This is a genomic window from Agrobacterium sp. El2ro-1b, assembly GCF_048298475.1.
Taxonomy (GTDB): Bacteria; Pseudomonadota; Alphaproteobacteria; order Rhizobiales; family Rhizobiaceae; genus Agrobacterium; species Agrobacterium fabrum.
The window spans coordinates 518,050-543,755 of the sequence record NZ_CP103458.1 but is presented as its reverse complement, the minus strand read 5'-3'; the positions used below and the strand labels follow the sequence as shown (position 1 = coordinate 543,755).

General features: G+C 60.9%; 31 protein-coding genes, 1 pseudogene and 1 riboswitch. Of the genes and pseudogenes, 12 read left to right on the top strand and 20 right to left on the bottom strand.

What is annotated here, in order from left to right; translation table 11 throughout:
• Positions 1-162 precede the first annotated feature (162 nt).
• Complete coding sequence (locus NYR50_RS02665; protein ID WP_174007865.1) at positions 163-450, top strand: hypothetical protein; 288 nt, start codon at positions 163-165, stop codon at positions 448-450.
• Between the two features lie 10 nt (positions 451-460).
• Here NYR50_RS02665 and dmeF read toward each other — a convergent pair whose 3' ends face one another.
• Positions 461-1,456: a CDF family Co(II)/Ni(II) efflux transporter DmeF gene (gene dmeF / locus NYR50_RS02660; RefSeq protein WP_418136691.1), complete on the bottom strand. Its 996-nt coding sequence runs from the start codon at positions 1,454-1,456 to the stop codon at positions 461-463.
• Positions 1,457-1,534: 78 nt separating this feature from the next.
• Positions 1,535-1,807, bottom strand: coding sequence for a Ni(II)/Co(II)-sensing transcriptional repressor DmeR (gene dmeR / locus NYR50_RS02655; RefSeq protein ID WP_077982723.1), 273 nt, complete (start codon positions 1,805-1,807; stop codon positions 1,535-1,537).
• Positions 1,808-1,936: 129 nt separating this feature from the next.
• Here dmeR and NYR50_RS02650 point away from each other — a divergent pair, with 129 nt between their 5' ends.
• The 5 genes from NYR50_RS02650 to NYR50_RS02630 all read left to right on the top strand — a co-directional run bounded on the left by NYR50_RS02650 (position 1,937) and on the right by NYR50_RS02630 (position 5,060).
• The gene (locus NYR50_RS02650; RefSeq protein ID WP_174007860.1) at positions 1,937-2,284 is read left to right on the top strand and encodes a hypothetical protein; all 348 of its coding nucleotides are present in this window, start codon (positions 1,937-1,939) and stop codon (positions 2,282-2,284) included.
• 60 nt (positions 2,285-2,344) lie between these two features.
• Positions 2,345-2,758 carry a MerR family transcriptional regulator gene (locus tag NYR50_RS02645; RefSeq protein ID WP_418136690.1) on the top strand — a complete coding sequence of 138 codons (414 nt, stop codon included), beginning with the start codon at positions 2,345-2,347 and terminating at the stop codon, positions 2,756-2,758.
• A gap of 83 nt (positions 2,759-2,841) precedes the next feature.
• Complete coding sequence (pip, locus tag NYR50_RS02640; protein ID WP_418136689.1) at positions 2,842-3,789, top strand: prolyl aminopeptidase; 948 nt, start codon at positions 2,842-2,844, stop codon at positions 3,787-3,789.
• Positions 3,790-3,983: 194 nt separating this feature from the next.
• Complete coding sequence (locus tag NYR50_RS02635; protein WP_006312187.1) at positions 3,984-4,472, top strand: GNAT family N-acetyltransferase; 489 nt, start codon at positions 3,984-3,986, stop codon at positions 4,470-4,472.
• Between the two features lie 21 nt (positions 4,473-4,493).
• Positions 4,494-5,060 (top strand): type 1 glutamine amidotransferase family protein, encoded by a 567-nt coding sequence (locus NYR50_RS02630; RefSeq protein WP_418136688.1) that lies wholly within the window; start codon positions 4,494-4,496, stop codon positions 5,058-5,060.
• 171 nt (positions 5,061-5,231) lie between these two features.
• On the opposite strand, the gene NYR50_RS02625 is transcribed toward NYR50_RS02630, so the two are convergent.
• From NYR50_RS02625 to NYR50_RS02595, 7 genes are all read right to left on the bottom strand, one after another.
• A complete protein-coding gene (locus NYR50_RS02625) occupies positions 5,232-5,546 on the bottom strand; it encodes a hypothetical protein (protein WP_418136687.1) in 315 nt (104 codons plus the stop codon).
• A gap of 4 nt (positions 5,547-5,550) precedes the next feature.
• Complete coding sequence (locus tag NYR50_RS02620) at positions 5,551-6,261, bottom strand: CbtA family protein (protein ID WP_174007851.1); 711 nt, start codon at positions 6,259-6,261, stop codon at positions 5,551-5,553.
• A 10-nt stretch (positions 6,262-6,271) separates the two neighbouring features.
• Entirely contained in the window at positions 6,272-6,454 is a 183-nt protein-coding gene (locus NYR50_RS02615; protein WP_010971223.1) for a CbtB domain-containing protein, read from the bottom strand.
• Between the two features lie 160 nt (positions 6,455-6,614).
• Positions 6,615-6,843: riboswitch (cobalamin riboswitch) on the bottom strand.
• Positions 6,844-6,909: 66 nt separating this feature from the next.
• The gene (locus tag NYR50_RS02610) at positions 6,910-7,830 is read right to left on the bottom strand and encodes a c-type cytochrome (protein ID WP_418136686.1); all 921 of its coding nucleotides are present in this window, start codon (positions 7,828-7,830) and stop codon (positions 6,910-6,912) included.
• Positions 7,831-7,917: 87 nt separating this feature from the next.
• The gene (locus NYR50_RS02605) at positions 7,918-8,352 is read right to left on the bottom strand and encodes a c-type cytochrome (protein ID WP_174007847.1); all 435 of its coding nucleotides are present in this window, start codon (positions 8,350-8,352) and stop codon (positions 7,918-7,920) included.
• A 259-nt stretch (positions 8,353-8,611) separates the two neighbouring features.
• Complete coding sequence (locus NYR50_RS02600; RefSeq protein WP_418136685.1) at positions 8,612-9,457, bottom strand: metallophosphoesterase; 846 nt, start codon at positions 9,455-9,457, stop codon at positions 8,612-8,614.
• 112 nt (positions 9,458-9,569) lie between these two features.
• The gene (locus NYR50_RS02595) at positions 9,570-10,172 is read right to left on the bottom strand and encodes a superoxide dismutase (protein WP_010971217.1); all 603 of its coding nucleotides are present in this window, start codon (positions 10,170-10,172) and stop codon (positions 9,570-9,572) included.
• A 220-nt stretch (positions 10,173-10,392) separates the two neighbouring features.
• On the opposite strand from NYR50_RS02595, the gene NYR50_RS02590 reads away from it, so the two are divergent.
• A complete protein-coding gene (locus NYR50_RS02590) occupies positions 10,393-10,737 on the top strand; it encodes a hypothetical protein (RefSeq protein ID WP_418136684.1) in 345 nt (114 codons plus the stop codon).
• Positions 10,738-10,742: 5 nt separating this feature from the next.
• Here the strand turns inward: NYR50_RS02590 and NYR50_RS02585 are convergent, their stop codons facing one another.
• The gene (locus NYR50_RS02585) at positions 10,743-11,285 is read right to left on the bottom strand and encodes an N-acetyltransferase family protein (protein WP_418136683.1); all 543 of its coding nucleotides are present in this window, start codon (positions 11,283-11,285) and stop codon (positions 10,743-10,745) included.
• A 96-nt stretch (positions 11,286-11,381) separates the two neighbouring features.
• On the opposite strand from NYR50_RS02585, the gene NYR50_RS02580 reads away from it, so the two are divergent.
• A complete protein-coding gene (locus NYR50_RS02580) occupies positions 11,382-12,269 on the top strand; it encodes a LysR family transcriptional regulator (RefSeq protein ID WP_418136682.1) in 888 nt (295 codons plus the stop codon).
• 226 nt (positions 12,270-12,495) lie between these two features.
• Here NYR50_RS02580 and NYR50_RS02575 read toward each other — a convergent pair.
• Positions 12,496-14,855: pseudogene (locus NYR50_RS02575) on the bottom strand (methyl-accepting chemotaxis protein).
• 169 nt (positions 14,856-15,024) lie between these two features.
• On the bottom strand, positions 15,025-15,906 hold the full coding sequence (locus NYR50_RS02570) for a branched-chain amino acid aminotransferase (protein ID WP_418136681.1): 882 nt from the start codon (positions 15,904-15,906) through the stop codon (positions 15,025-15,027).
• Positions 15,907-16,242: 336 nt separating this feature from the next.
• Between NYR50_RS02570 and tam the strand changes: the two genes are divergently transcribed.
• Positions 16,243-17,013, top strand: a complete 771-nt coding sequence (tam, locus tag NYR50_RS02565) for a trans-aconitate 2-methyltransferase (RefSeq protein WP_418136680.1) — start codon at positions 16,243-16,245, stop codon at positions 17,011-17,013.
• A gap of 5 nt (positions 17,014-17,018) precedes the next feature.
• Here tam and NYR50_RS02560 read toward each other — a convergent pair whose 3' ends face one another.
• A complete protein-coding gene (locus NYR50_RS02560) occupies positions 17,019-17,387 on the bottom strand; it encodes a VOC family protein (protein ID WP_418136679.1) in 369 nt (122 codons plus the stop codon).
• 48 nt (positions 17,388-17,435) lie between these two features.
• Positions 17,436-18,143, bottom strand: a complete 708-nt coding sequence (locus NYR50_RS02555) for a helix-turn-helix transcriptional regulator (protein WP_418136678.1) — start codon at positions 18,141-18,143, stop codon at positions 17,436-17,438.
• Between the two features lie 257 nt (positions 18,144-18,400).
• Between NYR50_RS02555 and NYR50_RS02550 the strand changes: the two genes are divergently transcribed.
• A complete protein-coding gene (locus NYR50_RS02550; protein ID WP_418136677.1) occupies positions 18,401-19,228 on the top strand; it encodes an aldo/keto reductase in 828 nt (275 codons plus the stop codon).
• Positions 19,229-19,252: 24 nt separating this feature from the next.
• Here NYR50_RS02550 and NYR50_RS02545 read toward each other — a convergent pair whose 3' ends face one another.
• The 3 genes from NYR50_RS02545 to NYR50_RS02535 form a co-directional block, all read right to left on the bottom strand.
• Positions 19,253-19,864 carry a LysE family translocator gene (locus tag NYR50_RS02545; protein ID WP_418136676.1) on the bottom strand — a complete coding sequence of 204 codons (612 nt, stop codon included), beginning with the start codon at positions 19,862-19,864 and terminating at the stop codon, positions 19,253-19,255.
• A gap of 159 nt (positions 19,865-20,023) precedes the next feature.
• Positions 20,024-20,830 carry an AraC family ligand binding domain-containing protein gene (locus tag NYR50_RS02540; protein WP_418136675.1) on the bottom strand — a complete coding sequence of 269 codons (807 nt, stop codon included), beginning with the start codon at positions 20,828-20,830 and terminating at the stop codon, positions 20,024-20,026.
• Between the two features lie 70 nt (positions 20,831-20,900).
• Positions 20,901-21,659, bottom strand: coding sequence for an SDR family oxidoreductase (locus NYR50_RS02535; protein ID WP_418136674.1), 759 nt, complete (start codon positions 21,657-21,659; stop codon positions 20,901-20,903).
• A gap of 103 nt (positions 21,660-21,762) precedes the next feature.
• On the opposite strand from NYR50_RS02535, the gene NYR50_RS02530 reads away from it, so the two are divergent.
• Positions 21,763-22,194 carry a winged helix-turn-helix transcriptional regulator gene (locus NYR50_RS02530; RefSeq protein ID WP_418136673.1) on the top strand — a complete coding sequence of 144 codons (432 nt, stop codon included), beginning with the start codon at positions 21,763-21,765 and terminating at the stop codon, positions 22,192-22,194.
• Positions 22,195-22,201: 7 nt separating this feature from the next.
• Here NYR50_RS02530 and NYR50_RS02525 read toward each other — a convergent pair whose 3' ends face one another.
• On the bottom strand, positions 22,202-22,597 hold the full coding sequence (locus NYR50_RS02525; RefSeq protein WP_174007819.1) for a hypothetical protein: 396 nt from the start codon (positions 22,595-22,597) through the stop codon (positions 22,202-22,204).
• 314 nt (positions 22,598-22,911) lie between these two features.
• On the opposite strand from NYR50_RS02525, the gene NYR50_RS02520 reads away from it, so the two are divergent.
• Entirely contained in the window at positions 22,912-24,474 is a 1,563-nt protein-coding gene (locus tag NYR50_RS02520; protein WP_174007817.1) for a helicase HerA-like C-terminal domain-containing protein, read from the top strand.
• Positions 24,475-24,530: 56 nt separating this feature from the next.
• On the opposite strand, the gene NYR50_RS02515 is transcribed toward NYR50_RS02520, so the two are convergent.
• Both NYR50_RS02515 and NYR50_RS02510 read right to left on the bottom strand, forming a co-directional pair.
• Positions 24,531-24,881 (bottom strand): Atu4866 domain-containing protein, encoded by a 351-nt coding sequence (locus NYR50_RS02515; protein ID WP_418136672.1) that lies wholly within the window; start codon positions 24,879-24,881, stop codon positions 24,531-24,533.
• A 13-nt stretch (positions 24,882-24,894) separates the two neighbouring features.
• Positions 24,895-25,617, bottom strand: coding sequence for an SDR family oxidoreductase (locus tag NYR50_RS02510; protein WP_418136671.1), 723 nt, complete (start codon positions 25,615-25,617; stop codon positions 24,895-24,897).
• Positions 25,618-25,706 lie beyond the last annotated feature (89 nt).

The window sequence follows — 25,706 nt, the reverse complement described above, 5'->3', positions numbered from 1 at the left end:
AAGAACAAACATCCTGTGCGCCTTCGTCTGCTTTCATGCAAAAACGAAGCACTACTTCGCCGACTGTCAACCCTCGACCGTCATTGCAGCGCAGCAGACGCAAGCTTCAGACAAGTCGCCGCCGTTAACTATTCGTTAACTTTTGAACGCGGAATCACCCAAATGCAGATCGAAAGCAATATTGGCGGATATAATTATCAGGGTCGCATCCGCGACCTCGAAAAAGCTGGCAGTGCGCAAAACACGCCGGAGGAGCAGGCCGTAAAACGCGGTCCCGGCAACCCGACCGTTTCCAGCACCATTCTTTCCCAGTCATTGGCTAATGTGCTGTGGGCCGTTGGCAATGGCAGCGCCCCCGCCTATCAGGATACGCCGGCAGCCTCCGCCGAAGACAAAGCGGAAGCCCAGGCCGAGTGGGTGCGCGGCGCCTATTCAGAATATACCGAATAGGCGATTCCGATCAGGCCCTTGCCGGGCTGACTTCCACTGTCACATGCGACAGTTCATGTATGGCGGCAAGTTTCTGCTTATAAAAGGCCGGCGCTTTCGGCACCTGCGAATGGATCGCGACGATGGCCGCATGGTGGCCGGGGCCAACCTGCCAGACATGCAGGTCGGTGATGCGATCTTCTTCCGTTTCCACCGTATCACGGATTTCCTGCGGCAGGTCGTCCGTCAGCGGCACCGCATCGACCAGCGTCGTTGCCGTGGAGCGAATGAGCCCCCATGACCAGCGGGCGATGACCAGACCGCCGACAATGCCCATCAACGGGTCGAGAAAATTCCAGCCATTCCACTTGCCGAGCAGCAACGCGACGATGGCCAGAACCGAGGTCAGCGCATCCGCCAGCACATGCAGATAGGCGGCGCGCAGATTATTGTCCCGCCCGCCCTTTGCGCCGTGCTGCGCATGCGAACCGTGATCGTGGTGGGCATGGCTGCCATGGCCGTGATGGGCATGCGAGCCATGGCCATGGCCATGATCGTGATGATGGTCATCCTTCAACAGCACGGCGCTGACGAGATTGACGACAAGGCCGATGACGGCAACGAGAATAGCCTGGTTGAAATCGATCTGGACGGGGCTGACGAGACGCAGGCCGCTTTCAACCGCAATGAGCAGTGCCACCACGGCGAGCACGACGGCACTGGCAAAACCGGCGAGATCACCGAACTTGCCGGTGCCGAAGCTGAAGCGCGGATTGCGCGCCTCGCGCCTTGCATAGAGATAGGCGAGCGCCGAAATCAGCATCGCGCCCGCATGGGTGGACATGTGCCAGCCATCCGCCGTCAGTGCCATGGAGCCGAACCAGTGGCCGGCGACGATCTCCGCCACCATCATGACGGTGGTCAACGCAATGACCATCCAGACGCGCCTTTCATTGCGCTCATGATTCTGGCCGAGATAAATATGGTGATGCTCCGCCGTGGCGAAAGGTTCGGAAGTCGTCGTCATGTCGCTCAATCCTCTCTCGACTTTACCGGCCTTTCTCGACTCTGCCGGCTTCTTTTCATTCTGCTGGCCTGCGTTGACCTACCGGATGTAGGTCTTCAGCACCTGGGCCAGCTCTTCCGCCGCCCGCGCCCGTTCGTCTTCATTTTCGGCATGGACCACATGTTCGTGCAGATGCTCCTGCATCACCTCCCCCGTCAGGCCTGAAAGCGCGCCGCGCACCGAGGCGAGCAATTGCAGCACCTCGCCGCAGGGCTTGGCCTCGTCCAATGCGCGCTCCACCGCCTCCATCTGCCCTTTCAGGCGGCGGATGCGGGCCAGCAGCTTGTCCTTGTTGCGGATCGTGTGGGACATGTGCACCTCATATACTATAGGGGGGTACACTATATTGCAGTTATTTTTTGCACAAGGCGTGCATGACGCAATCCTCGCGAATGTTTCGGACCTTAAAAATACTCCATCAGAACTAGGGGACTCACAGTCATGACGACTATCGCAGCAACCAGCAGCATCAATTTCGCCTCTCCGGTCCGCGGCATCGCGCCTGCGCACAGCCGGGAGAGCCAGTCCACCACCGAGGCTTTGCAGGAGCTGACGCGGGCGGCCCATCGCGCCATTTCGGTGGCAGGCAATGTTGCCACAGCCGTCGCTCCGCTGGCCGGTGCCTCCGCCAGCCTGGCCGCTGCTCTCTGGGACATGAACAGCGGCGCTTCCGCCGCAACTGGCGCCAATGCTGACGTGGGTGCTTCCGCCCAGCCGGATATGGCAAGCCTCGAATCGCAGGTTCTGAAGGCACTGGCCCAGGCGCTTGGCGTCAACGATGCCGCTTGAGGCCATTGAACCGGGCGTGAAAAAGCCATATCTCTAGAGACTGGAGATATGGAGAAAGCCATGCTGTCCATCGGTGAACTGTCGAAACGCACCGGCGTGAAGGTGCCGACGATCCGCTATTACGAGCAGATGGGCCTCATCCGCGAGGCGGATCGTTCGGATGGCAACCAGCGCCGTTACGAAAAATCCGACCTCGAAAGGTTGGCCTTCATCCGCCATGCGCGCGATCTCGGTCTGAATATCGAGGCCATCCGCGAGCTGCTCGCGCTCAGCCAGCACCGGCAGATGCCCTGCGAAGGTGCCGACCGCATCGCCGCCGAGCATCTCGCCCATGTGCGCGAAAAGATTGTCAGCCTGAAGAAGCTGGAACACGAGCTGGAACGCATCGTCGCCCATTGCCACGGCCATTCGATCGAGGATTGTTACGTCATCCGCGCACTGTCCAACCACGGCATGTGCGAGGGCGAGCATTGAACAAGCGGCGAATACGAGACTGACATTCAACTGTCATCCGTGCTCTGTATGCGCCTCCCACCCGCTTGAAAAAGGGATGCCGGATGGCCGAGATATTTCCCGAAATCACCCCGTTCGAGACTATTTTCCTCGCCGTTTCCGAAGGCCACAGGCTGCATGTGACGATTGCCGGCAATCCGGCGGGACGGCCGGCGATCCTGCTGCATGGCGGCCCCGGCTCCGGGCTTTCGGCGACGGCGCGGCGCTATTTCAATCCGGCCTTTTATCGCATCATCCAGTTCGACCAGCGCGGCTGCGGCAAAAGCACACCGAACGCCGCCGACAACCTCGAGCATAACACCACGCACCATCTGATCGATGACATGGAGGCCATTCGCTCAGCCCTCGGGGTAGACGACTGGCTGGTTTATGGCAGTTCCTGGGGCGCCACACTCGCACTTGCCTATGCCCAGCAGCATCCGGAATACGTGCGCGCGGTGGTGCTTGCAGGCGTCACCACCACACGACAGAAGGAAATCGACTGGCTGTACAAGGGACTGGCGATGTTCCTGCCGCAACAGTGGCAGCGTTTCGTTGCGGCAATTCCGGGTCACATGTCGAAGGAGGATCCGGTCGGCGCTTATCACCAGCTCCTGAACGACCCTGACCTATCCATAAGATTGATGGCCGCCTTCGAATGGCATCTGTGGGAGGCGGGGTCGATTACCGCAGAGAGCACCTCGGCCTTCCCGGAAAGATGGCGCGACGACGATTATATTCTGACGCGCGCGCGCCTTTGCGCCCATTATTTTCACCACGCAGCATGGCTTGACGACGGCGTACTTCTCCGCAACGCCGGCAGTTTGTCCGGCATCCCCGGCATACTCATTCAGGGCATGCGCGATTTGCAGGGACCACCCATCACGGCTTACGAACTCGCAGCCGCATGGCCGGGAAGCCAGCTGATCGCCATCGACGGCGCTGGTCATTCTACCGGCGATGCGGGAATGGAAGAGGCGATCGTATCGGCAATCGCGCGATTTGCGAATTGACCCGCTTGACAGAATATGGATTCGGGCGCATTGCATTCCCCATGATCAATGAACGCGCACCCATCTCCTGCTCGTATTTTTGGGCCTTCCTTTAAGGGCGGCTCGACAGATCATATTGTCAACAAGCCGCCGTCAGGCGGCTTTGTTGTTTTCAAACGTCCTGACGGCACCGATAAGACCAAAGGACCGAAAAAATGACCGAAGATAGCTCCCTTACACTGGAAAGACCGCCCGTCGTCATCATTCGCGGCGCGCGCAAGACCGATCTGCCCGAGCTCAACGAGATGATCACCCTGCTTGCCTCCTACCACGGCGATGCGGCCGCGATCACGCCTGCCAAGCTGGAACGCGACCTGTTCGGACCGCTTCCCTGGGTGCATGGGCTGGTGGCTGAAGCCGACGACGCGCTGATCGGTTACGCCCTGCTTTTGCCGCTCTACAGGGCGCAGGAAGGCCGGCGCGGGCTGGAGCTGCATCATCTCTTCGTGCGTGACGGTCATCGCGGCCATGGCACCGGCCAGCATCTGGTGTCCCGTGCCCGCGATATCGCCAAGCGCCTTGGTTGTGACTATCTTTCCGTCAGCGCCACGACCGGCAATGTGGCCGCGCATCGTTTCTACGAAAACATGGATTTCGCGCCGCGGCCGGTCACCGGCATGCGCTATATGCAGTCCATTGCCTGATTAACAACCACGGAGACGGTCATGACACGGATCGCCATTGCGCTTGCACAGGATTTTGCCGACTGGGAGCCGGCGCTGCTTGCGGCGGCAGCGCGCAGCTATCTCGGTGTCGAGATCGTGCACGCCACGCCTGATGGCAGGCCCGTGACTTCGATGGGCGGGCTGAAGGTGACGCCGGACACATCCTATGACACGCTCGATCCCGTTGACATCGATGCGCTCGTCATTCCCGGCGGTCTCAGCTGGGAAAAGGGAACGGCTGTCGATCTTGACGGGCTGGTCAAGCGGTTTCGCGACAGGGAAAGGGTGGTCGCCGGCATCTGCGCGGCGGCGAGCGCGCTCGGCGGCACGGGTGTTCTGAACGATGTCGTCCATACCGGCAATGCGCTGGCATCGCACAAGGCCTATCCGGCCTATCGCGGTGAGGCGCTTTATCGCGACCAGCCGAAGGCGGTCAGCGATGGTGGCATCATCACGGCCGCCGGCAGCGCGCCGGTCAGTTTCGCGGTGGAAATTCTGAAAAGCCTTGGCCTCTTTGGTCCGGAAGCCGAGGCGGAACTTCAGGTTTTTACGGCGGAGCATCGCTGAGGGGTATCCGCCTCAATGCTCTACGGCCCTGTACTTTCCCGTCATTCCGGCCTTGAGCCGGAATCCAGCCAGCCCAAGTCTCTGGGCTAAAGAGCTCTTTTCGCAGCGCAGACGCGCGTCGGCTGGATCCCGGCTCGAGGCCGGGATGACGAGGTGGGGATATCGAGCCAGTCAATACTGATCAAGCACCCGGCACACCCGCGCCGCCGACGCATCGCCCTCCCCTGCAATCGCACGGCGAATGTCGCGGCTGTTCAGATGCAGGCTGCGGCCGGCGGGCAAATTTGCGCGTTTTATCTTGCTGAGCGCCGCGGCGATAAAAGCAGCTTCGTGTTCATGAAAACAGGCGAGAGCCGCCTCTCGCTCCGGGGTTGCCCCGAGAACTGCCTTGAATGCGAGGCGGTGCGCGGCGCAGAAAGCGCCGTGACCGGGAACGGCAAAACGCAGCGCATCGAGTTCCTCACTCCATTCCGCCGCGTCCTGCATAAGCTTATGCCTGCTGGAAGCGTTTCAGGAAAAGCGCGCTCAACGTGCCGATTAGCGCCCAGAAGACGAAGCTGGTGATGGTGGCGGCGACGATGAACTGACGCTCCAGCGGCAACGGTGCCAGCGCGTGTTCGCCTTCCGGCGGCAGGGGTGCGCCGATCACATGCGGCGCGACGATCAACACCAGCGCCAATAGAACCGCCCAGGGTTCGCGGCGGAAGGCGATCAACGCAATGCCGCCCGCGGTTGCGGCAACGGTCGCGAGCCACCAGATCTGGCGCGCCTCAAGTGCGGCGGCCGGGCTTCCCGGCAGTTCCGGCGGCAGGCCGATCATCGGGGCGAGCATAACGGCGGCAAAGCCGGCGACGCCCCACAAAAGCCCCTCACGCCAGCCGGTATTGGTGCCACGCAGCGAAATCAGGCCCGTCAGCACCAGCGCGTAACCGATGGCGGTCAGCACATTGGCGGCGACGGTATAGGCCGTGCGCTCGAAACCATCGGCCGGAGCCCAGGCCTCGTCATTATGCTCATGGGCGGGAACGGCAGCACCGGGCGCCGGTGCATCATGGCTGTGGGGCGCTTCGCCGGCGCTTTCAAAGGTTTCCGCCTGCAGGATGAGCGGCGTGGTACTGACCGCCTGCATGGCAGACACGGCGAAGCCGCCGACGATACCAACGAGAATGGCGGTGAAGACGATATTGCGAAAAAATGACATGCGGTTTCCCTCAATGGCAGGGGAAGGCATTGGCATGGCGCGTATCATGCGCGGCATTGTGAACGGCTTCCACATGGGAAAAGCCGACAAAACCGACGACGAAAAGGCCAAGCACGATCGCCGTCAGCGACTGCGCGACGCTGGCTGTTTTTACGGAAACGGCTGAATTGGCCGTATTCAGGTTGGTGGACATGGTGACCCCTCTCCCGGCGCGACCCCGCGCCTTTAGATGCGGGCGAACGGCAAAAACCGCAGGACCGCATGCGATATACTTCACCACGGGGATACGAGACTGACACAGGGAGGCCTGATGCCACCACCCTGAAATTCCGCTCTTCCGGACACCCCGCCGGCATGGATATTTCCGTGATGGCAGGTCTCCTGGCTTACGGGTCAAAACCTGAAACACCTTCCCGGCATTACCCTCGCCATTGATGGAGGCGAGATGGCTTGCCAGTGGCATTTCGTTTCAGGCTCTCCGCTCACAGTTGCGGGGGCAGCCACGAATGAGGATTTCTCCCTATCGTGTTCCCTTTTCACCTTCCGGAACGCCCGGAAGGAACCATCACGGACATGTTATCCGTCGGGCAGATGCAGGAGTCAATGGCAGGCCTGCTTTCGACCCGCGTGCCTTGCCTCGGCTGAGGGTTACCGCGCCGGAATGGCCTTGAGATAGGCGGCGATCGCATCGCGGTCTTCGGTGGTCAGATGCGCCATGTTCTGCTGCACCTTGACCATGGAGCCACCGACGCTGTCGAATTCCGGGGTGAAGCCGGTTTCGAGATAGCCGGCAATATCGGCTTCGGCCCAGCTTCCGATGCTTTGCGAACCGGGGGTGATGTCGGGAATACGGCCCTCGCCTTCCGGGTTGGGGCCACCGGCCAGCCATTTACCGGCAAGGAAACCACCGAGCGCGTCGCGGGGCGTATGGCATTCGCCGCAATGGCCCGGCCCTTCCACCAGATATTGGCCGCGCAGCAATTCGGCGTTGGCATTGGCGAGTTCGACGCGCGGCGGTGCGGCGGGATCGAAATAAAGGAATTTCCAGCCGCCTAAGGCCATGCGCAGGTTGAACGGGAAAGGCAGGTCGTGATCCGGCGCGTCATTCTGGCTGGCCGGCAGAACCTTCAGATAACCGAAGAGATCGTTGATGTCCTTCTGCGTCATGCGGGCGTAGGAAGCATAGGGAAAGGACGGGTACAGATGTTCGCCATTCTTGCCGACGCCGCGCGTCATCGCATCGCCGAATTCCGCCAGCGTCCAGCCACCGATGCCGTGCTGTGGATCAGAGGAGATATTGGGAACGTGAAAGGTGCCGAAAGGGCTTTTCAGCGCCTGCCCGCCGGAAAGCGTCAGCAGCCCCTCGCCCTTGGCATCGGGTGCGGCGTGACAGCTTGCGCAGCCGCCGGCCCAGAACAGGGTTTCACCATTGGCAAGATCAGGCTCACCGAGGCTCACCCAATGGCTCGGCGCCTGGCGTTCCGGTGCGGTAACCCAGGCAAAAATTCCGTAGCCCGCAATGGCCGCAACCACTGCCCCGCCCACAAGCTTCGTCCAGATGGAGGACATACCCCTCTCCCCATTCTCACCTGACCCGGTCAGATGCCTTTCGTGCCGAAAAACGCCGCCGATGGGCGGCGTTTTCAGATGCTTCGATTATTTCTTCAGACGATAGGTCTGGTGGCAGGTGCCGCAATCGGCGCCGAGCGTCTTCATGGCGGTGGCGACGCCGGCCTGATCGGTGGGGAGATTGGCGAGAACCATGTCCGCATCCGTGCCCAGCTTGGCGGCCTTGGCCTTGAAGTCGTCGAAGTTTTCCCAGATGGCGGGAGCAGCCGCACTGCCGGTCTCTGAGCCGACGGGGAACTGGTCGGGGAAAGCCTTGGCATTGGTGCTGATGGTCGTCACGGCAGCCTTGACGGCGGCAGCGTCAAAGGGCTTTTCTCCCTTGGAGATGGCGGCGAGCGCACCCATGGAGCCGCCGATCTGCTTCATCATGCCTTCGCGTTTTTCGACTTCGCCGGCAGCATAAACAGCTCCGGCGCAAAGACAGCCGAACAGCATGGCCGCCGTGATGGTTTTTAGTTTCATGCACACTCTCCTTGATTCCGGCATGGACACCGGCGCTTTATCGAACCGGGCGAGGATGCCCTTTCCGCATGGCGAAAAAAAGTCACATTGCGGTGAATTCCATCGCGAAAACAGAAGTCTAGGACAAGGTGACAATGCAAGTCACCCCCGGCTCTGGGGCCTGCCTCTGACGGCAGGCCGAATAAGAATAATCGGCTGAAAGCAAACGGCGCGGCGGATTCCCCACGCAGCTGGCGACTGGCGAAGTCAAGGCCCGGTTTTAGAGGGCCAACACCCGATCCTCCTCGCGTCCAAAACCGCGAATCTCGATCCGGTCGGCGAAGACATCGGCGATGGCGAAGGTGTTCTGGTCAGGCGTATCCACCATGCCCTTGAAATTGACGAAGTGGGTGGTGCCGAGCGTCCCGTAATTGCCCTCGTGATTATGGCCGTTGAACCATGCGGCAACGGACGGGTGGGAGCCAAGAAGATCAAGGATGCGCGGCGCGTCCCACATGTTGTGGGCGTTTTCCGGATAGATGGGATAGTGGCACAGCACGATAACTTTTTCGCCCGCCGCATCCGCCTGCTGCAGAACGGTGCGTAGCCATTCGAATTGGCCGTCACTGAGCGAAGCGTTCCAGTCCTGCGCATTGATCGCATCGACATCCCTCAGGCGCTTCAACCGCTCCTGCGCGACCAGGCGGCGCGGATCATCAGGCGGCGGGGCGAAGAGACTGACATCGTTGCCGTCAAGCACGACGAAGCGGATGCCGCTTAGGGCAAAATCATGCCAGGGAGCCTTCATGCCGAGGCGGGCATGGATGGCGGAAAGATGCTCGGGGGCGACGGCGAAATCGTGATTGCCCGGCAGCAGCACCGAGGGGTGGCGAAGCGCGTCATAAACGCTGAGGATCGCATCGAAATTTTCAAAGCCGCGATCGATGATATCACCGAGCGTCACCACGAAGGCGAGGTCTTCGCGGTTGAAGGCGTCAATCGCCTCAGCCAGCTTTTTCGGGCTTTCGGCATAAAAACGGCCCATATCGGGGCGGGGATCGGCGTCGGCATATTGGGGATCGGCGACGATGCCGAAGGAGAAGAGAGGCGTGCTTTTTTCAGTCATGATGCGCCGCGATAAACCCGGCTGATGACAGGCTTGTGACAACGCGCGACATGCCAAAAGCAGAACACCCGGCACGAAGGCCGAGTGTTCGAAAAATTCCGTTCGCCAAACCTTACTTGGCAGCGGCTTCGTAACGCTCCAGGACGTAGTCCCAGTTGATGAGGTTATCAACGAAGGCTTCGAGGTACTTCGGACGCAGGTTGCGGTAGTCGATGTAATAGGAGTGTTCCCATACGTCGACGCCGAGGATCGGATCTGCGCCGTGAACCAGCGGGTTTTCGCCGTTCGGGGTCTTGGAGATTTCAAGCTTGCCGTTCTTGACGGAGAGCCATGCCCAGCCGGAGCCGAACTGCGTGGTGCCGGCAGCGATGAAATCTGCCTTGAACTTGTCGTAGCCGCCGAGATCGGAAGCGAATGCCTGTTCCAGCTTGCCCGGCAGCTTGTTGCCGCCGCCGTCCTTCTTCATCCACTTCCAGAAATGGACGTGGTTGTAGTGCTGGGCAGCATTGTTGAAGAGGCCGGCATTGGTGCCAAACGACTTCTTCACGACTTCTTCGAGCGACAGGTCGGAAAGACCGGCTTCCGCAGCCAGCTTGTTGCCGTTGTCGACATAAGCCTTGTGGTGCTTGTCGTGATGGAACTCGAGCGTCTCGCGCGACATGTAAGGTGCAAGCGCGTCGTAGTCGTAGGGGAGTTCAGGAAGTTCGAAGGCCATGGTTTTTACTCCTTTTTGCAGCGGGTTACCGCTCCTAGAAACCGTGTGAGCGGACCATAGGAGCGAACCTCTGTTTGGGCAACCTGTGAAATATCAAAATGTTCCGCCAAAAGAGAAAATTCCTCTCAAGCCAGCCGCCACCACATTTGTTTCACAACCCTGGCGTACCGTTTTCCACCCTATCGGTTCGCTTTTGATGACATTGCAGGAAGGAAATTCCATGACCCGCGCTTTGATCCGTCCCCTTATCCTTGCCGCCGCCCTCTCCTCCCTCGCCCTGCCGGCCGCCGCATCGTCTGATGATGCCTGGAAGGAGTTCGTGGCGGATGTGCAGACGGCCTGCCTTGCAGGCGCCAAGGATATGCTCGAGGATGCCAAGGCGGTGGTCGATCCCGTCGGCAGCGAAAATTACGGTCTCGCCATCCTGACCGGCAAAGCGAAGGGTGCGGATGCGACGGTCAGCCATATCTGCGTCTACGACAAGAAGACCAAGGCCGTGGAGCTGGGCAGCGAGCTTGCCGGAGACACGCTGAAGGTGGAAATCCCCGGCTCCACAAAGCCCTGAAAGACTTAGAAACGCGGCGTGGTATTGCCCTCGCCCAGCGCTCGCTGCATCAGCACCGTATCCAGCCATTGGCCATGTTTCCAGCCGATGGATTTGAAGGTGCCGACGAGTTCGAAACCGGTGGCCCGGTGCACGCCGACCGAAGCCGCATTGGCGCTATCGCCGATGACGGCGATCATCTGCCGGAAGCCACGCGCGGTGGCTTCCGCGATCAGCGCATCGAGCAGTTTTCGGCCGATGCCCATGCCCTTCATGGCCGGATCGATATAAACGGAATCTTCAACCGTCGCGCCATAGGCCGGGCGCGCGCGATAGGCGCCGGCATAGGCATACCCGGCTACCCTTCCATCGCGTTCGGCAACGAGATAGGGGTAATTGCCCTCCACCAGCAGGCGGCGGCGCTCGGCCATGGTCTGCACATCAGGCGGATCGATCTCGAAGCTGGCGCGGCCATACAAAACGGCATCCCGGTAAATTTCGGTAATGGCTGGAATATCCGCCTCCTCACAGGGGCGGATTAAAAGGCTGGAAACGGTGGAAAGGGTCATTCTCTTGTCCTGCGGATCATTCACGCCCTCATTGTGCATTGCGGCGCAGCCAAAATAAAGATTATCTGTCTTATACAAACGATAAGGTTTTCTTTGATGGTCGACCTCGATCTCAGGCAGATGGGCAGTTTCATGGACGTGGCCGATCTCGGCAGTTTTTCCGCCGCCGCCGACAAGGCCGGGCTGACGCAGCCGGCCGTCAGCCTGCATATAAGGCTTCTGGAAAAGCAGCTGGGTGTGCGGCTGATCGAGAGGGTCGGCAGGCGCGCGCAACCAACGGCGGCGGGGCGGGATTTTCTCATCCATGCAAGGCGCATATCCGAAGAGGTGGCGCATGCGATCGAGACGGTTGCACCGCACCGCAGCGGGGCGACGGGAAGTCTGCGTATCGGCACGGGCGCCACCGCCTGCATCTATCTGCTGCCGCCGGTGCTCGGCCGCATCCGGCAGGCGATGCCCGGCATCGACATCGTCGTGCAAACAGGCAATACCCACGATATATTGCGGCTTCTGGAGGCCAATACGATCGACGCGGCGGTGGTGGCGCTGCCCGCCAGCGGCCGCAGCCTCGATATCCGCGACATCCATCTCGACGAACTCGTCGCGGTTTTCCCGCGCGGCTCCGTGCCGGGCAAAATCGCGCTGAATGCCGAAACGCTGTCGACGCGATCTCTGCTGCTTTACGAAGGCGGCAATACGCGCAAGCTGGTGGACCAATGGTTTTCGGCAAGCGGCCGCACCGTGCAGCCCGCCATGGAACTGGGCAGCGTCGAGGCCATCAAGAAACTGGCGGGCGCGGGTCTTGGCCTTGCCGTCGTGCCGCGCATGGCCGTCGAACATGAAGGAGCCGCATCCGGGCTTGAATGGCGCTCGCTCGAACCGCCGCTCGAACGGCGGATTGCGCTGGCGATGAGGCGCGACAAGCACATGACCGCGCCGCTCAGGGCGCTGGCCGGTGCATTGCCGGATGTTCGGAAAGGGTGAAGTGGAGTGCGGATTTCAGATGAAGGCCAGGCCATCGAAACTGATGGCGAATAGCGCGCATTTGCGTGCCGTCATCCTTGGGCTTGTCCCAAGGATCTAAACACGCCACCAAAATCAATCGTTTGCAGATCCTCGGGACAAGCCCGAGGATGACGTTGCGGGTGGAGAAAGCCTCGTCAACAACGTAGCCCGCGCCGTTTGATGACGCGGGCCAGACTTCCGAACCTCAGAACTCCGTCCAGTCATCACCCTTCACGGCCAGCGCCGCGTTGCCGCGCGTAGCAACCGGGCGAGCCCTTGCGGGTGCTGCGACGGGTGCGGACGGAGCGCGCGCAGGGCTTGCGGCGCGCTGCATATGGCGTGCCGTCTCCCGCAATGCCGAGGCCTGCTGGCCGAGCTGGAACTGCGCAAGCAGGGCCTGGAGATTGGCGCATTCCTGCGCGAGACCGGCACCGGCTGCATTCATTTCCTCGACCATGGCGGCATTCTGCTGCGTGGCCTGATCCATGTGGTTGACGGCGGTGTTGACCTCGGAGAGACCGGCCGACTGTTCCTGCGCCGCCGTGGCGATGGCGTCCATATGGCTGTTGACGGACAGTACCAGCTGCTCGATTTCGGAAAGCCCGACGCCGGTATCGGCAACCAGCTTCACGCCCTCACCCACCGCAACGGCTGAGGTGTTGATGAGCTGCTTGATTTCCTTGGCCGCATTGGCGGAACGCTGCGCCAGTTCGCGCACCTCCTGCGCAACGACGGCAAAGCCCTTGCCTGCATCGCCCGCCCTTGCCGCCTCGACGCCCGCATTCAGTGCCAGAAGGTTGGTCTGGAAGGCGATTTCGTCGATGACGCCGATGATCTGGCCGATCTGGCGCGAGGAATGCTCAATGCGTTCCATGGCAGAGACGGCATCGCGCACCACCTTGCCGGAAATATCGGCCTTGGTCCTTGCTTCCCGCACCGTGTCGCGGGCCTCACCGGCCCGCTTGGAGGTGGCGGAAACATTGGCGGTGATCTCTTCCAGTGCCGCCGCAGTCTCTTCGAGCGAAGCGGCCTGCTGCTCGGTGCGGCGGGAAAGATCGTCGGAGGCAGAGGAAACCTCATGGGCGCCGCCATTCACCGTCTGCACGGACTGGCCGACACTCGTCAGCGCCTCACGCAGCTGATGCACGGAGCTGTTGAAATCGTGCCGCAGCGCTTCGAATTGCGGCGCGAAAGGCGTGGCGATCTCGCAGACCATGTCACCGGGGAGGCGAGACGGCGAAGACCGCCCGCCAGCGAACCCGTAGCCTGGTTGAGCCGTTCTTCCGCCTCAGCCTCGGCGCGCTGCTGCAGCTCGATGCGGTCGCGTTCGGCCTGCTCCCGGTTGGCGACGGCGTCCGCCTCCAGCTGCCGGTTGCGGATGGCCGCCTCGCGGAAGATTTCCACGGCACGGGCCATCTCGCCGATCTCGTCGCCGCGTTTTGCGCCGGCGATATCGATTGCAAGATTGCCGCCCGAAAGCGCCATCATCGCATTGGTCAGGCGGCTGATCGGCCGGGTGACGCGGCCGACGATGACGGCAAGTGAGACAATGCAAAGCGCCAGCGTGACGAGGAAGACGGCCAGATAGACCACCGCATCGATGAAGGCGTCCTGTTTTGCCTTTTCGGCATTGGCATCGAGGATATCCATGGCGGCAGAGGCGATCTTGGCAATCGTGCCCAGATTTTCGGTGACGGTGGTGCGCCAGCTATCCAAGGTGAAGGTCGGCGTGCGGCCATTGTTGAGGTCTTCGATGAGCTTGGTGCGCTGGGTGTTGAAATCGCCCTTGAAGTAGGTCTTGTCCGCAGTGGCGTAGATGTCCTTGAGCGATTGCGGCGTAGATTCATGCGCGACGAGATCACCCGTCGCCTTCCACGCGAATGCCGCGCCGGCATCGAAGGCACCGAGCTGCTGCATTTCCTGGGCGGTGAGCGGCCGGTTCTGCGCCACGGCGGCGTTGAGGACAACGGTGGCGCTGCCGCCAAGCGCACGGGCGGACCAGCCGTAGGAGCGCAGCTGGATGAGACCGGTCTGGCCCTGATCGAGAGAGCGGACAGCCCCCTCCAGCGCCGTCGAACCCGCTTCCAGCGAGGCGAGGAAATCGCCGCCGAGCGTCATGACGGTCTTGTCGAGCCCGCTTTCGCGCCGGTCGAGCGGCTGCGAAACATTGGCGTCAACCTTCTTTCGCAGTTCAACGAACTGTGCGTAGACATCCTTCACGCGCTTGAGCGGCCCTTGCAGCCTGGTATCGTCAAGCGACGAAGACTGTGTGAGGAACGCCTTCATGGCGGCATCCACCTTCTGACGTGCCGCCGCAACACTGGCGATGCTGCCCGCCGACTTCGACGGATCGAGCGTCAGCGCCGTGGCGCTGTCGCCGCGTTCACTGCGGAAATTCAGAAGTGCGTTGAAAAGAAGCTTGTCAAGCGAGACGAGCTGCGCGACCTCGGAAAAGGCGCTGGCGCGATTGACCGAGCGCCACGATTCCGTGCCGACGAAACCGGCAAGTGCAAGGCTGATGGTGAGGAAAAAACCAACAAGTATATTACGAATGCTGAAAGACATCTGGCGGCCCCCGCTAGCCGGAAATGAAGATGCCGCAAACTAAAATAAGCTTGTCTAAAATTGGATTAAATTCCCCCATCTTTTTGGGGATTTTTTTGCGCCGCAACAAAAACGGCCATGACCGGACGAATGCCTGCCATGGCCGCGTTTAACGCAATGGATGCGGATTTCAGACGTCTGCGCCGAGACGTGCCCAATCCATATAGAGATCAAGCGCCTTGCGCGCGACCGGGCCCGCCTGCAATTCGCGGTCATCCAGTTTCACGACCGGCGAAACCTTGGAATAATTGCCCGAGCAGAAGATTTCATCGGCCTCGTTGAAATCCTCGACCGACAGCGTGGCTTCCCGCACATCGAAACCGGCCTGACGCAGAAGACCTATCACACGCGAACGGGTGATACCGGCAAGAAAGGTACGGTTCGGCACGGGCGTGAAGACGACACCGTCCTTGACCATGAAGATGTTGGCCGAGGCGGATTCGGCGACGTTGCCGTTCATGTCGCGCATCAGGGCATTGTCGAAACCGCGCGCGCGGGCTTCCAGAATGGCGCGACCGCTATTGGGATAAAGGCTGCCGGCCTTGGCGTCGGTCATCGCGGTTTCCGGCGACGGACGACGCAGCGGCGAAACGGTGAGCGTCAGCGGCTTGCCGGCATCCATCGGCGCTTCGAACAGGCAGAGCGCAAAACGGGTGGAGCTGGCATCCGGCGCGACAACGCTGCCGGGCATACCGTGTTCGGCCCAATACATCGGCTTGATATAGATCGCCATCCCGCCGTCGAACTTCCGCACACCTTCAAGCGCAAGCGTCTCGATCTCTTCCGCCGTCATGGTCGGCTTCATGCCCATGTTGACCGCGGAGCGATTGACACGCTGGCAATGCAGATCGAGATCGGGTGCCACGCCATCAAACCAGCGTGCGCCGTCAAATACCGTGGAGGCCAGCCACATGGCATGCGAGGTCGGGCCGATGAGCGGCGGATTGCCGGGCAGCCATTGACCGTCAACATAGGTCCAGGTGGTTGATCGAGGTGCGGTATCGACGCTCATAACGGTCTCCTGTGTCAAGCATTTCCGCCTGGCGAAAACGCTCCGTCTTTTTGTCTTGATGCATTACCGGACGCAAAACGCTTCGCGTTCACAACCGGGCATGTGCTGGAAATCGGCCGGAGTGAATGCCTCTCGCCCAGACAGGTCAAGTTTTAATTGCCGCCATATTTGATTTTGATGGAAAATAACAAATGCAGGCCCTGGCAAAGACGTTTTGTGAGGCGAAACAAAAGGTTGATGAATAGAATCATCACAATAATTCATTGATCCGATGATGGCGGGGCCGTTTCGGCTATGCGATGCTGACGATCTGACGGCAGTCCGCAGGAGGAAATCATGGCGTGGTCCGCGCAACAATATCTGAAATTCGAAGACGAACGGACGCGCCCCGCGCGGGATCTTCTGGCCCAGGTGCCGCTGGAGCGCGTGCTGAATGGTTATGACCTCGGCTGCGGCCCCGGCAATTCCACCGAGCTTCTGACCGACCGTTACGGCGTCAACGTCATCACCGGCATCGACAGCGACGACGACATGCTGGAAAAGGCGGCGGACCGGCTGCCGAATACCAATTTCGGCAAGGCCGACCTCGCGACGTGGAAACCGGCGCAGAAGGCGGACCTGCTTTACGCCAATGCCGTTTTCCAATGGGTGCCGGACCATCTTGCCGTTCTCTCACAACTGATGGACCAGCTGGAAAGCGGCGGCGTTCTCGCCGTGCAGATGCCCGACAATCTGCAGGAGCCGACGCATATCGCGATGCATGAAACGGCCGACGGGGGACCGTGGAAGGACGCTTTTTCCGATGGCGGCCTGCGTCGCAAACCTCTTCCCCCACCCTCGGACTATTTTAATGCACTTTCGCCGAAATCCTCGCGGGTGGATGTGTGGCACACCGTCTATAATCACCCGATGAAGGATGCGGACAGCATCGTCGAATGGGTGAAGGGCACGGGGCTGCGCCCCTATCTCGCCGCCGCCGGCGAGGAAAACCGTGAAGCCTTCCTCGCCGATTATACGCGACGCATCGCGGCGGCCTATCCGCCCATGGCGGACGGCCGGTTGCTGCTGCGCTTTCCCCGGCTTTTCGTGGTGGCGGTGAAGAAATAGGGTCGTCAACCCGCGAAGGCATAGACCCGGAGGCGGTGGCTGTCTGGGTCGGCGGCCGTGAAGGTATAACCGAATTCCATTTTCGCGGGTTGCTGCAGCATGGCGACACCTCTTGCCTTCCACCCGGCGAAGGTCTCATCCACCTGCGCATCGCTTTCGACACGGAAGGCAAGCTCTCCGCCGCCACCCGTCACGGACGCCTTCGGTTCTACCGTGTGCCGCGACCAGAGGCCGAGCTTCATGCCGTTGGCTAGGACAAAGAGGGAAAATGTCGGGGAGGATTCGACGGGATCGACACCCAGCAGCGCCTTGTAGAATTCCGTGCTGGCCGGCGGGTTGTCGACATAGAGGATGGTGAAATCGGGGTGGGTCATGATCGTTCTCCTGTGTTGCGGATGAACGGTTTCTAGACCCGCCTCTTGTCAGTTTTTGTCAGCATGGTGGCGTCGCCGCTGTTTTTCCCGCTCGCGCCATTCTTTCAGCAGCGCCTGGCGGCGGCGCGTGTAACGGCTGTCGAGGGGACGGAAGCTTTCGATGCGGTCGGCCCGGAAACTGCGGAAATCCTGCCGGGTTTCGCACCATGCCAGCACCACCCGCACCAGATCGAAAAAAGCGAGCGCAAAGGGCCAGATGACCCGCTCCGTCAGGTCTCCTTTTTCATCACGATAGGTCACTACCACCTTGCTCTCTTTCCTGATGGTCTCGCGAATTGCGGCGAGATCGACATGGATGGCGGCGAGGCCCTGCCCCGGGCCGACAAGCAAAGTGGAATTATCGAGTTCCTCACGCAGCGCATCGGGCAGAACGGCAGCGATCTTGACGAGTGCGGCGCGCGCGGCCTCGGCCAGCCCGGCATCGGCGCGGCCCGCCACCCAGCGTGAACCCAGCACCAGCGCCTCGATTTCCTGTTGCGAAAACATCAGCGGCGGCAACAGGAAACCGGGACGCAGCACATAACCCACGCCGGCCTCACCCTCGATATCCGCGCCCTGCGCCTGCAGCGTCGCTATATCGCGGTAGAGCGTGCGCAGGCTGACGCCGATCTCGGCGGCAAGCGCCGCACCGCTGACCGGCATGCGGTGGGAGCGCAGGATCTGCAGGAGATCGAGAAGCCGTTGTGAGCGTGACACGCGAGATTTCCTTCCATCCCTGTCGCCCCGACCTGCGCGTTGGCTTTGCGGGCATTCAGAGGCGTAGCGCCGTCCGTTATCCCGTGCAACCGCCCAGAGGGAACGGGCAGCCCATGCCGTCGTCCAGATGAGGATTATATACCGATATGATATCTGCCTGCGGTTGAAACCGATCACGCCGACACCAGTTAAATAAAGACGCCTTCCCATCCGGCCTCTTCCGCCGGCCATGTTTTCAGCAAACAGGAGAGACACCCATGTACGACGTCAGCGCGAATGGCGCGAATATTCCCGCCCTCGGTTTCGGCACCTTCCGCATTCCTGAAGACGATGTCAGGCGCATTCTGCCGGAAGCGCTGAAACTCGGTTTCCGCCATGTCGATACCGCCCAGATCTACAAGAACGAGGGTGCCGTCGGCGAGGTCATCGCGCAATCGGGCATTTCCCGGCACGATATCTTTCTCACCACCAAAGTCTGGGTGGACCGCTATCGCCACGACGATTTTCTCGCCTCCGTCGATGAAAGCCTTGCGAAACTGAAGACCGACTATGTCGACCTGCTGCTTCTGCACTGGCCGAAAAGCGACGTGTCGCTTGCCGAGCGCATGGGTGCGCTGAATGCGGTGCGCAAGGCCGGCAAGGCCCGCAATATCGGCATTTCCAACTTCAACGTGGCACTGACCGAAGAAGCGGTGAAACTCTCCGACACGCCGCTTGCCACCAACCAGATCGAGTATCACCCCTATCTCGACCAGACGAAGGTGATTTCGGCGGCCCGTAGACACGGCATGTCTGTGACGGCCTATTATCTGATGGCCGATGGCAAGGTGCCGAGCGATCCCGTTCTGAAGGATATCGGCGCGAAACACGGCAAGACCGCCGCGCAGGTGACCCTGCGCTGGGCGGTGCAGCAGCCTGACATCGTGGCGCTTTCCAAGACGGCGACGGAAAGCCGCCTCAAGGAGAATTTCGACATTTTCGATTTTGCGCTCTCGGAAGAGGAAATGCGGGCGATCCACGCGCTTGCCAGGCCGAATGGCCGCATCGTTAGCCCCGGCCACCTCGCGCCCGATTGGGACGACTGAGGCGGCCGGCCATCCGGTCCGGTCTCAACGCTCGGTAAAGGCGAGCTTCGCCCCCAGCGCCACGAAAGCGGCGGCGAAGCTGCGCCTCAACCAGGTGAGAACCGCTGGACGCGACACGACCTGCCGCCGGACCGAGGCGGCAAAACAGCCGTAAAGCGCAAAGACCAGAAACGTCATGGCCATGAAGATCAGCCCGAGATCGATCATGCGCCATGTCGGCGAAAGCTCGCCCGGCGCGATGAACTGCGGCAGGAAGGCAAAAAAGAAGATCGACAGTTTCGGGTTCAGCAGATTGATGAGGATCGCCTCACCGATGACGCGCGCGGGTTTTTGCGGTTGCCTCGTCTCATCGATCTTCAGCGCGCCATTCTCCCGCAGCGTGTTCCACGCCATGTAAAGCAGATAGGCGACCCCCAGATATTTGACGATACCGAAGGCCAGCGCACTGGTGTGCAGAATGGCGGCAAGCCCGGTGATGGCGGCGAGAAGATGCGGCACGATGCCGAGCGTGCAGCCGAAAGCCGCAATGAGGCTCGCCTTTGCCCCCTGCGAAAGGCCGGCGGCCAGTGTGTAGACCACGCCGGTTCCGGGAGAAGCGGCAACGATGAAGGATGTGATGAGGAATTCGGGTGTCATGGTGTGGGATTGTCCTCTTGGGGTGGAGGACGGGAGCATGATGGTGCGTGGGGTGGGTGTCTTGGATGAAATTGCGGCATTGGTGCTCGGAGTCCCTCGCCGAAGCAACGGGCTACAAGGCGGCTGCACAAGGCCATTCCCCTTTTGCGCTAACCTGCCTTACGAAAGCGCCGCCCGGTAAACAGCGGGCGTCACGCCGAATTGGCGCACGAAGAACCGGTTCAGATGGCTCTGGTCGACAAAACCGGCGATGAAGGCGGCCTCGGCGGGCCGTGTGCCGCCCGCCAGCGCGTGCCGGGCCAGATGCACGCGCCGCTGGACAAGATAGCTGTGCGGGGTCAGGCCTGTGGCCTTCGCGAAAGCCCGCAGGAAGCGGAACTGGCTCATGCCGGCCTCCCTTGCCAGATCGGTAAGGCGGAACGGTCGGGCCGGGTCATCATCGATGCTGCTTTTCGCGCGCTTAATGGTGTCGGGCGCAGCCATGACAGGCGGTTTTGCCGCCGTCTCCATCGCATCCGCCAGAAGCATCAGCAGGGTCTCGTCACTATCAAGGGTTTCGCCCGGTCGTTCCTTCGCCGTGACGGCAGAAAAGACAGCGTTGAACCGCTCCGCCAGAGGTCTCGTATCGACGGGATAAGCGAATTCGAAGGTGCCGCGATCCTTTTCGCTGATATCGGCGATGGCGTCGCGGACGATCTCGATGTCGAGATAGAGCATGCGCCAGGCACGACCGCTCTCTCCGAGCGGAATGCCGTCATGCACCTCGCCGGGATTGACTGTGATAACATGGCCGGGGCCGGCCTCCACCATGCCGCGGCCGGAGAGGGATTTCTGCGCGCCGCGGGCGATGAGACCGATGCCGAACTGATCATGCATGTGGCGCGGAAAGGAGCGATCGCTATCGGCCACCACGGCGGTAACACCGGGCTGAACGGTTTTCGGCATCAGGAACTGGGCTTGGCCCATGAAAGCGCACGCTCCGCGGATAAGAGCGCGACGCTATCACAGGATATCCCTATGCGACAGACGCCCGCGCTTAAGGATGCATATGGTTGATCATAGCGAAGACCTGATCGAAATTGCCGTTCTGCGCGGCAAAACGCAGCGGCTTGCAGCGTTCCACCACCACTTCCTTTTCGTCAGGACGGTTGGTGAGAATATCCATCACCTCGGAAATGAACGCGTCGAGCGGCATGGCCCTTTCATCCTTGGCCTGCCCCTCGCCCATCAGCGTCGTCTGTACATAGGGCGGCACGATTTCGATGACCTCCACAGACGTCTCCTTCAGCTGCTCGCGTAGCGCAACCGAATAGGAATGGATGGCCGATTTGGTGGCGCTGTAGGTGGGGGTCAGCACCATGGGCACGAAAGCGAGGCCAGAGGAGACCGTCAGCACCGTGGCGGCCGGCTGCTTGAGGAAATGCGGCAAAAGCGCCGCCGTCAGCCGGATCGGGGCGAGAAGGTTGGTCGCAATGGTTTCTTCCGCCGTGTCGAGATAGTCAGGCGCGGCGGCGATTTCTTCCGGGCGCATGATGCCGGCATTGTTGATGACGGCGTTGAGGGTGGGATGGGCTTTTACCAGCGCCTCGGCAAAAGCGCGGATGCCTTCGGCGTCTCCCGCATCCATCACCATCGAGGCCATGCCGGGATTGGCGACCGTCACCTCGTCGAGCACAGCCTGGCGGCGGCCGGAAATAATCACCCTGTTGCCCGCCTGATGAAACGCTTCCGCGAGCGCCCTGCCGATGCCGGAACCGCCGCCGGTGATGAGAATGGTGTTGCCGGTGATTTTCATTGGAACATCCTTTGCTTGTTGGCTGAAAGGAAGTTAGCTATGATACTCTCCAATCGAAAGTAGGCACCCAAAAGATTTATACTTACCCGAAAGAGAGTGTAAGATGAAACGGCACGCCGCCGACCCGGCCATCGAGAGCCTGCGCAAGGTTCCGCCGCCCACGGATACCAATCCGGCGATTGAGGCGCTGGTTCAGGATATCATTGCGAAGGTGGCCGACAAATGGACCATGCTCATTCTCGAGGTGCTGGAAGAGCATGGGACGCAACGCTTCACGCAGATCGGCAAACATGTGGGCAATATCAGCCAGAAGATGCTGACGAAAACGCTGCGGCAGATGGAAAGCGACGGGCTGGTGCGCCGCACGGTGCACCCCGTCATTCCGCCACATGTGGATTATGGTCTGACGAACCTTGGCCGCACACTCGGCAGCGCCTTTTGCGGTGTGTGGATCTGGGCGGAGACGCACCATGCCGAAATAGAAGAGGCGCGGCGGCGGTTCAACGAACAGCCGCCGCGCCCTGCTATGGAGTAAACTCGCCTCAAGCGAACTGGCTGAGGCCCGGCACCGAGGCGATCACCTGATCGACGGTCTCATCACCCGCATGCTGGCGGGCAACGGCGATGGTTTCCTTGGCGAGCGTGGAAATCTCGCTCATGCCGAGGCCCTGGCTCATCAGCTGCTGGCCGAGGCCCATGATGCCGCCGCCACCGAGCGCGCTCATCAGGCCGCCGAGCAGACCGCCGCCGCCACCGGTGCCTTCGCCATTATACTGGGCAACCAGATCGCTGGCGCCGGGAATGGCTTCGATCATCCGGGCGATCGGGCCGTCTGCCGCCTCGCGCTGGAGAAAACCGAGAATCATGCCAATGGCCTTTTCAGCCAGTTCCGGGTCGATCCCCGCCTTTGCGGCGATCTGATCCACGACTTCGTTCATTCTTGCCTCCTGTTGAAAAACGACGCCAACATCGAATAACTGACGTTAACGTCAACGTAAAACAATCCCATGCCGCATTCAAGCGGCCATGAATGGTGCGGCAACTTTCATCAAGCGGTTTTTCTTCATCGCCATCAAGCAGTTGTTGCGCCTTGAAACTGCCCTTATAAGATCATCACAACCAGACTATGAAAAGGCCGCTTTCGCGAGGAACGGCCAAAGCATGCCAGTTACGCATTCATTCGGACATGACTTTTTACAAAATCCGCGTTGATTTTTAAGGGTCGTGCATCAGCCGCAGGAGAAAATGGTCGATGTTGCAGGACGGACAGCTCTATATCGGCACCAGCCGCAATCCGGACGACAGCCTGAACAAGGGCGAATATCTGGACCTGAAATTCGGCAACCGCCACGGCCTCATCACTGGCGCGACGGGCACAGGCAAGACCGTGACGCTGCAGGTGCTCGCCGAAGGTTTTTCCAAGGCCGGCGTGCCGGTGTTCTGCGCCGATATCAAGGGTGACCTTTCCGGTATCGCACTGGAAGGCGAAGCGAAAGACTGGGTGCAGAAACGCGCCGAACAGATCGGTTTCACCGATTTTTCCTATAGCAAGTCGCCCGTGATCTTCTGGGATCTCTACGGTGAAAAAGGCCATCGCGTGCGCGCCACCATCGCCGAAATGGGGCCGCTGCTGCTCGCCCGGCTGATGGACGCCTCGGAAGCGCAGGAAGGCGTGCTCAACATCGCCTTCAAGATCGCCGATCAGGGCGGGTTGCCGCTGCTCGATCTGAAAGACCTGCAATCGCTCTTGAACTATATGGGTGAAAACGCATCGGCGCTTTCCAGCCAGTTCGGCCTGATTTCCAAGGCCTCGGTCGGTTCGCTGCAACGTGGGCTGCTGGTTCTCGAACAGCAGGGTGCTGCCAACTTCTTCGGCGAGCCGGCGCTGAAAATCGCCGACATCATGCGCGTCGGCGCGGATGGGCGCGGCACGGTTTCGGTCCTCGCCGCCGACAAGCTGATGATGAACCCGCGCCTTTACGCCACCTTCCTGCTCTGGATGCTGTCGGAACTGTTCGAGGAACTGCCTGAAGTGGGGGATCCGGAAAAACCGCGCCTGGTGTTCTTCTTCGACGAAGCGCATCTGCTGTTCAACGATGCGCCGCGGGTGCTGGTGGAACGTGTGGAACAGGTTGTGCGGCTCATCCGCTCCAAGGGCGTCGGCGTCTATTTCGTGACGCAGAACCCGCTCGACGTGCCGGAAACCGTTCTTGCCCAGCTCGGCAACCGCGTGCAGCATGCGCTGCGCGCCTATACGCCGCGCGAGCAAAAGGCGGTGCGTACGGCCGCCGACACATTCCGCCAGAACCCCGCTTTCAGCACCGCCGATACCATCACCACGCTCGGCACGGGTGAGGCGCTGATCTCCACCCTGCATGACAAGGGTGCGCCTTCCATCGTCGAGCGCACGCTCGTGCGCCCGCCCTCCGGCCGTGTCGGGCCGCTGACGGATGCGGAGCGCAAGTCGCTGATCGATCTCAGCCCCGTCTCCGGCCAGTATGACAAGGATATCGACCGGGAATCGGCCTTCGAAATCCTCAACGCCCGCGCCCAGAAGGCGGCGGAAGCAGAAGCCGCCAAACGCGCCGAAGAAGAAAATGCCGCCAACCAGTCCGACAACGCCTCTGGGCGCTGGCGCCTGCCCGGCTTCGGTGATGAGGAACCCAAACAGGCCTCGACCACCGGCGCCCGCAAAACGAGCGGTTATCAGCGCGAAACGGTGATCGAGGCGGCAATGAAGAGCGCTGCCCGCTCGGTTGCTACTTCGGTCGGCCGCGCAATCGTGCGCGGGATTTTGGGAAGCCTTAAGCGCTAAAAACAAACGCGCCGCCTGCCCCTCGATGGGCGGGCGGCGCTTTAACGTCGCGGCGGTTACTTCTGACGATAGAAGATCATGCAACCGTGATGGAGCACATCATCGACGAATTCGCCATCGGCCGTGAAGCCGGTATCGTCCCAATAGTCGATGTGGTTTCCCTTCACCTCATAACGTCCCTGATAGGCGCTTTTGCGTTTGCCGCGCGCCTCGTCATAACGGCCGTCAGGCAAAAGCTCCTGGCGGATATGGCCGTCGCCCGTGACCCACATGCCGAGATAAGGGTGATTCTGGACTTGAGCGGTTTCGGTCATCTTCATCTCCATGGAGTTGTTTGCCTTGCGGGTCTCCGTCTCGGCGGAAGCCGTCGCGAGCAAAACCGCAACTGAGGTCGAAACAATATTCATGGCCACTTCCTCCTCAGGCAGCGGTGGGGCGGATGACGATTTCATTGACATCGACATCATCGGGTTGCTCGATGGCGTAGCGCACCGCACGGCCAATGGCGTCGGGCTTCAGGGCGATGGCCCGGTAGCTCTGCATCAGTTCCGCGGCGGCCGGATCGGTGATGGTGTGGGCGAGTTCGCTTTCCACCACGCCGGGGTGAATGCAGGTGACGCGCAGGTCACGGTTTTCCTGACGCAGCCCGTCAGAAATGGCGCGGACCGCAAATTTCGTCGCGCAATAAACGGCAGCCGTCGGCGAGACGGCCAGCGCACCGATGGAGGCGATGTTGATGATGTGGCCGGAGGCACGCGCCGTCATTTCCGGCAGCACGGCAGCGACACCGTAAAGCACGCCCTTGATGTTGACGTCGATCATGCGGTCCCATTCATCGACCTTGAGCGACGACATCAGCGACAGCGGCATGATGCCCGCATTGTTGACGATAACGTCGATCTGTCCGAAGGCCTTGCGTCCCGCCTCGGCAAAAGCCTCGACGCTCTGCCTGTCCGTTACATCAAGCGTATGGATGGCGACCTCGGCGCCCTCCCGGCGCAGTTCTTCTGCGAGGGACTGCAAACGGTCCATGCGGCGTGCGCCGAGCACCAGCCTCGCCCCGGCACCGGCAAGCTCCCTTGCAATGCCCTGACCGATCCCGCTCGATGCACCCGTGATGAGAACGACTTTGTTCAATGTCATGGCTTTCTCCTTGCTGTCACGGCCGGCTTTTCTGGAAGCGACCGTTGCGGGCAAGATAAAGCTTTGGCATTGTCGTGATAATTACCTCA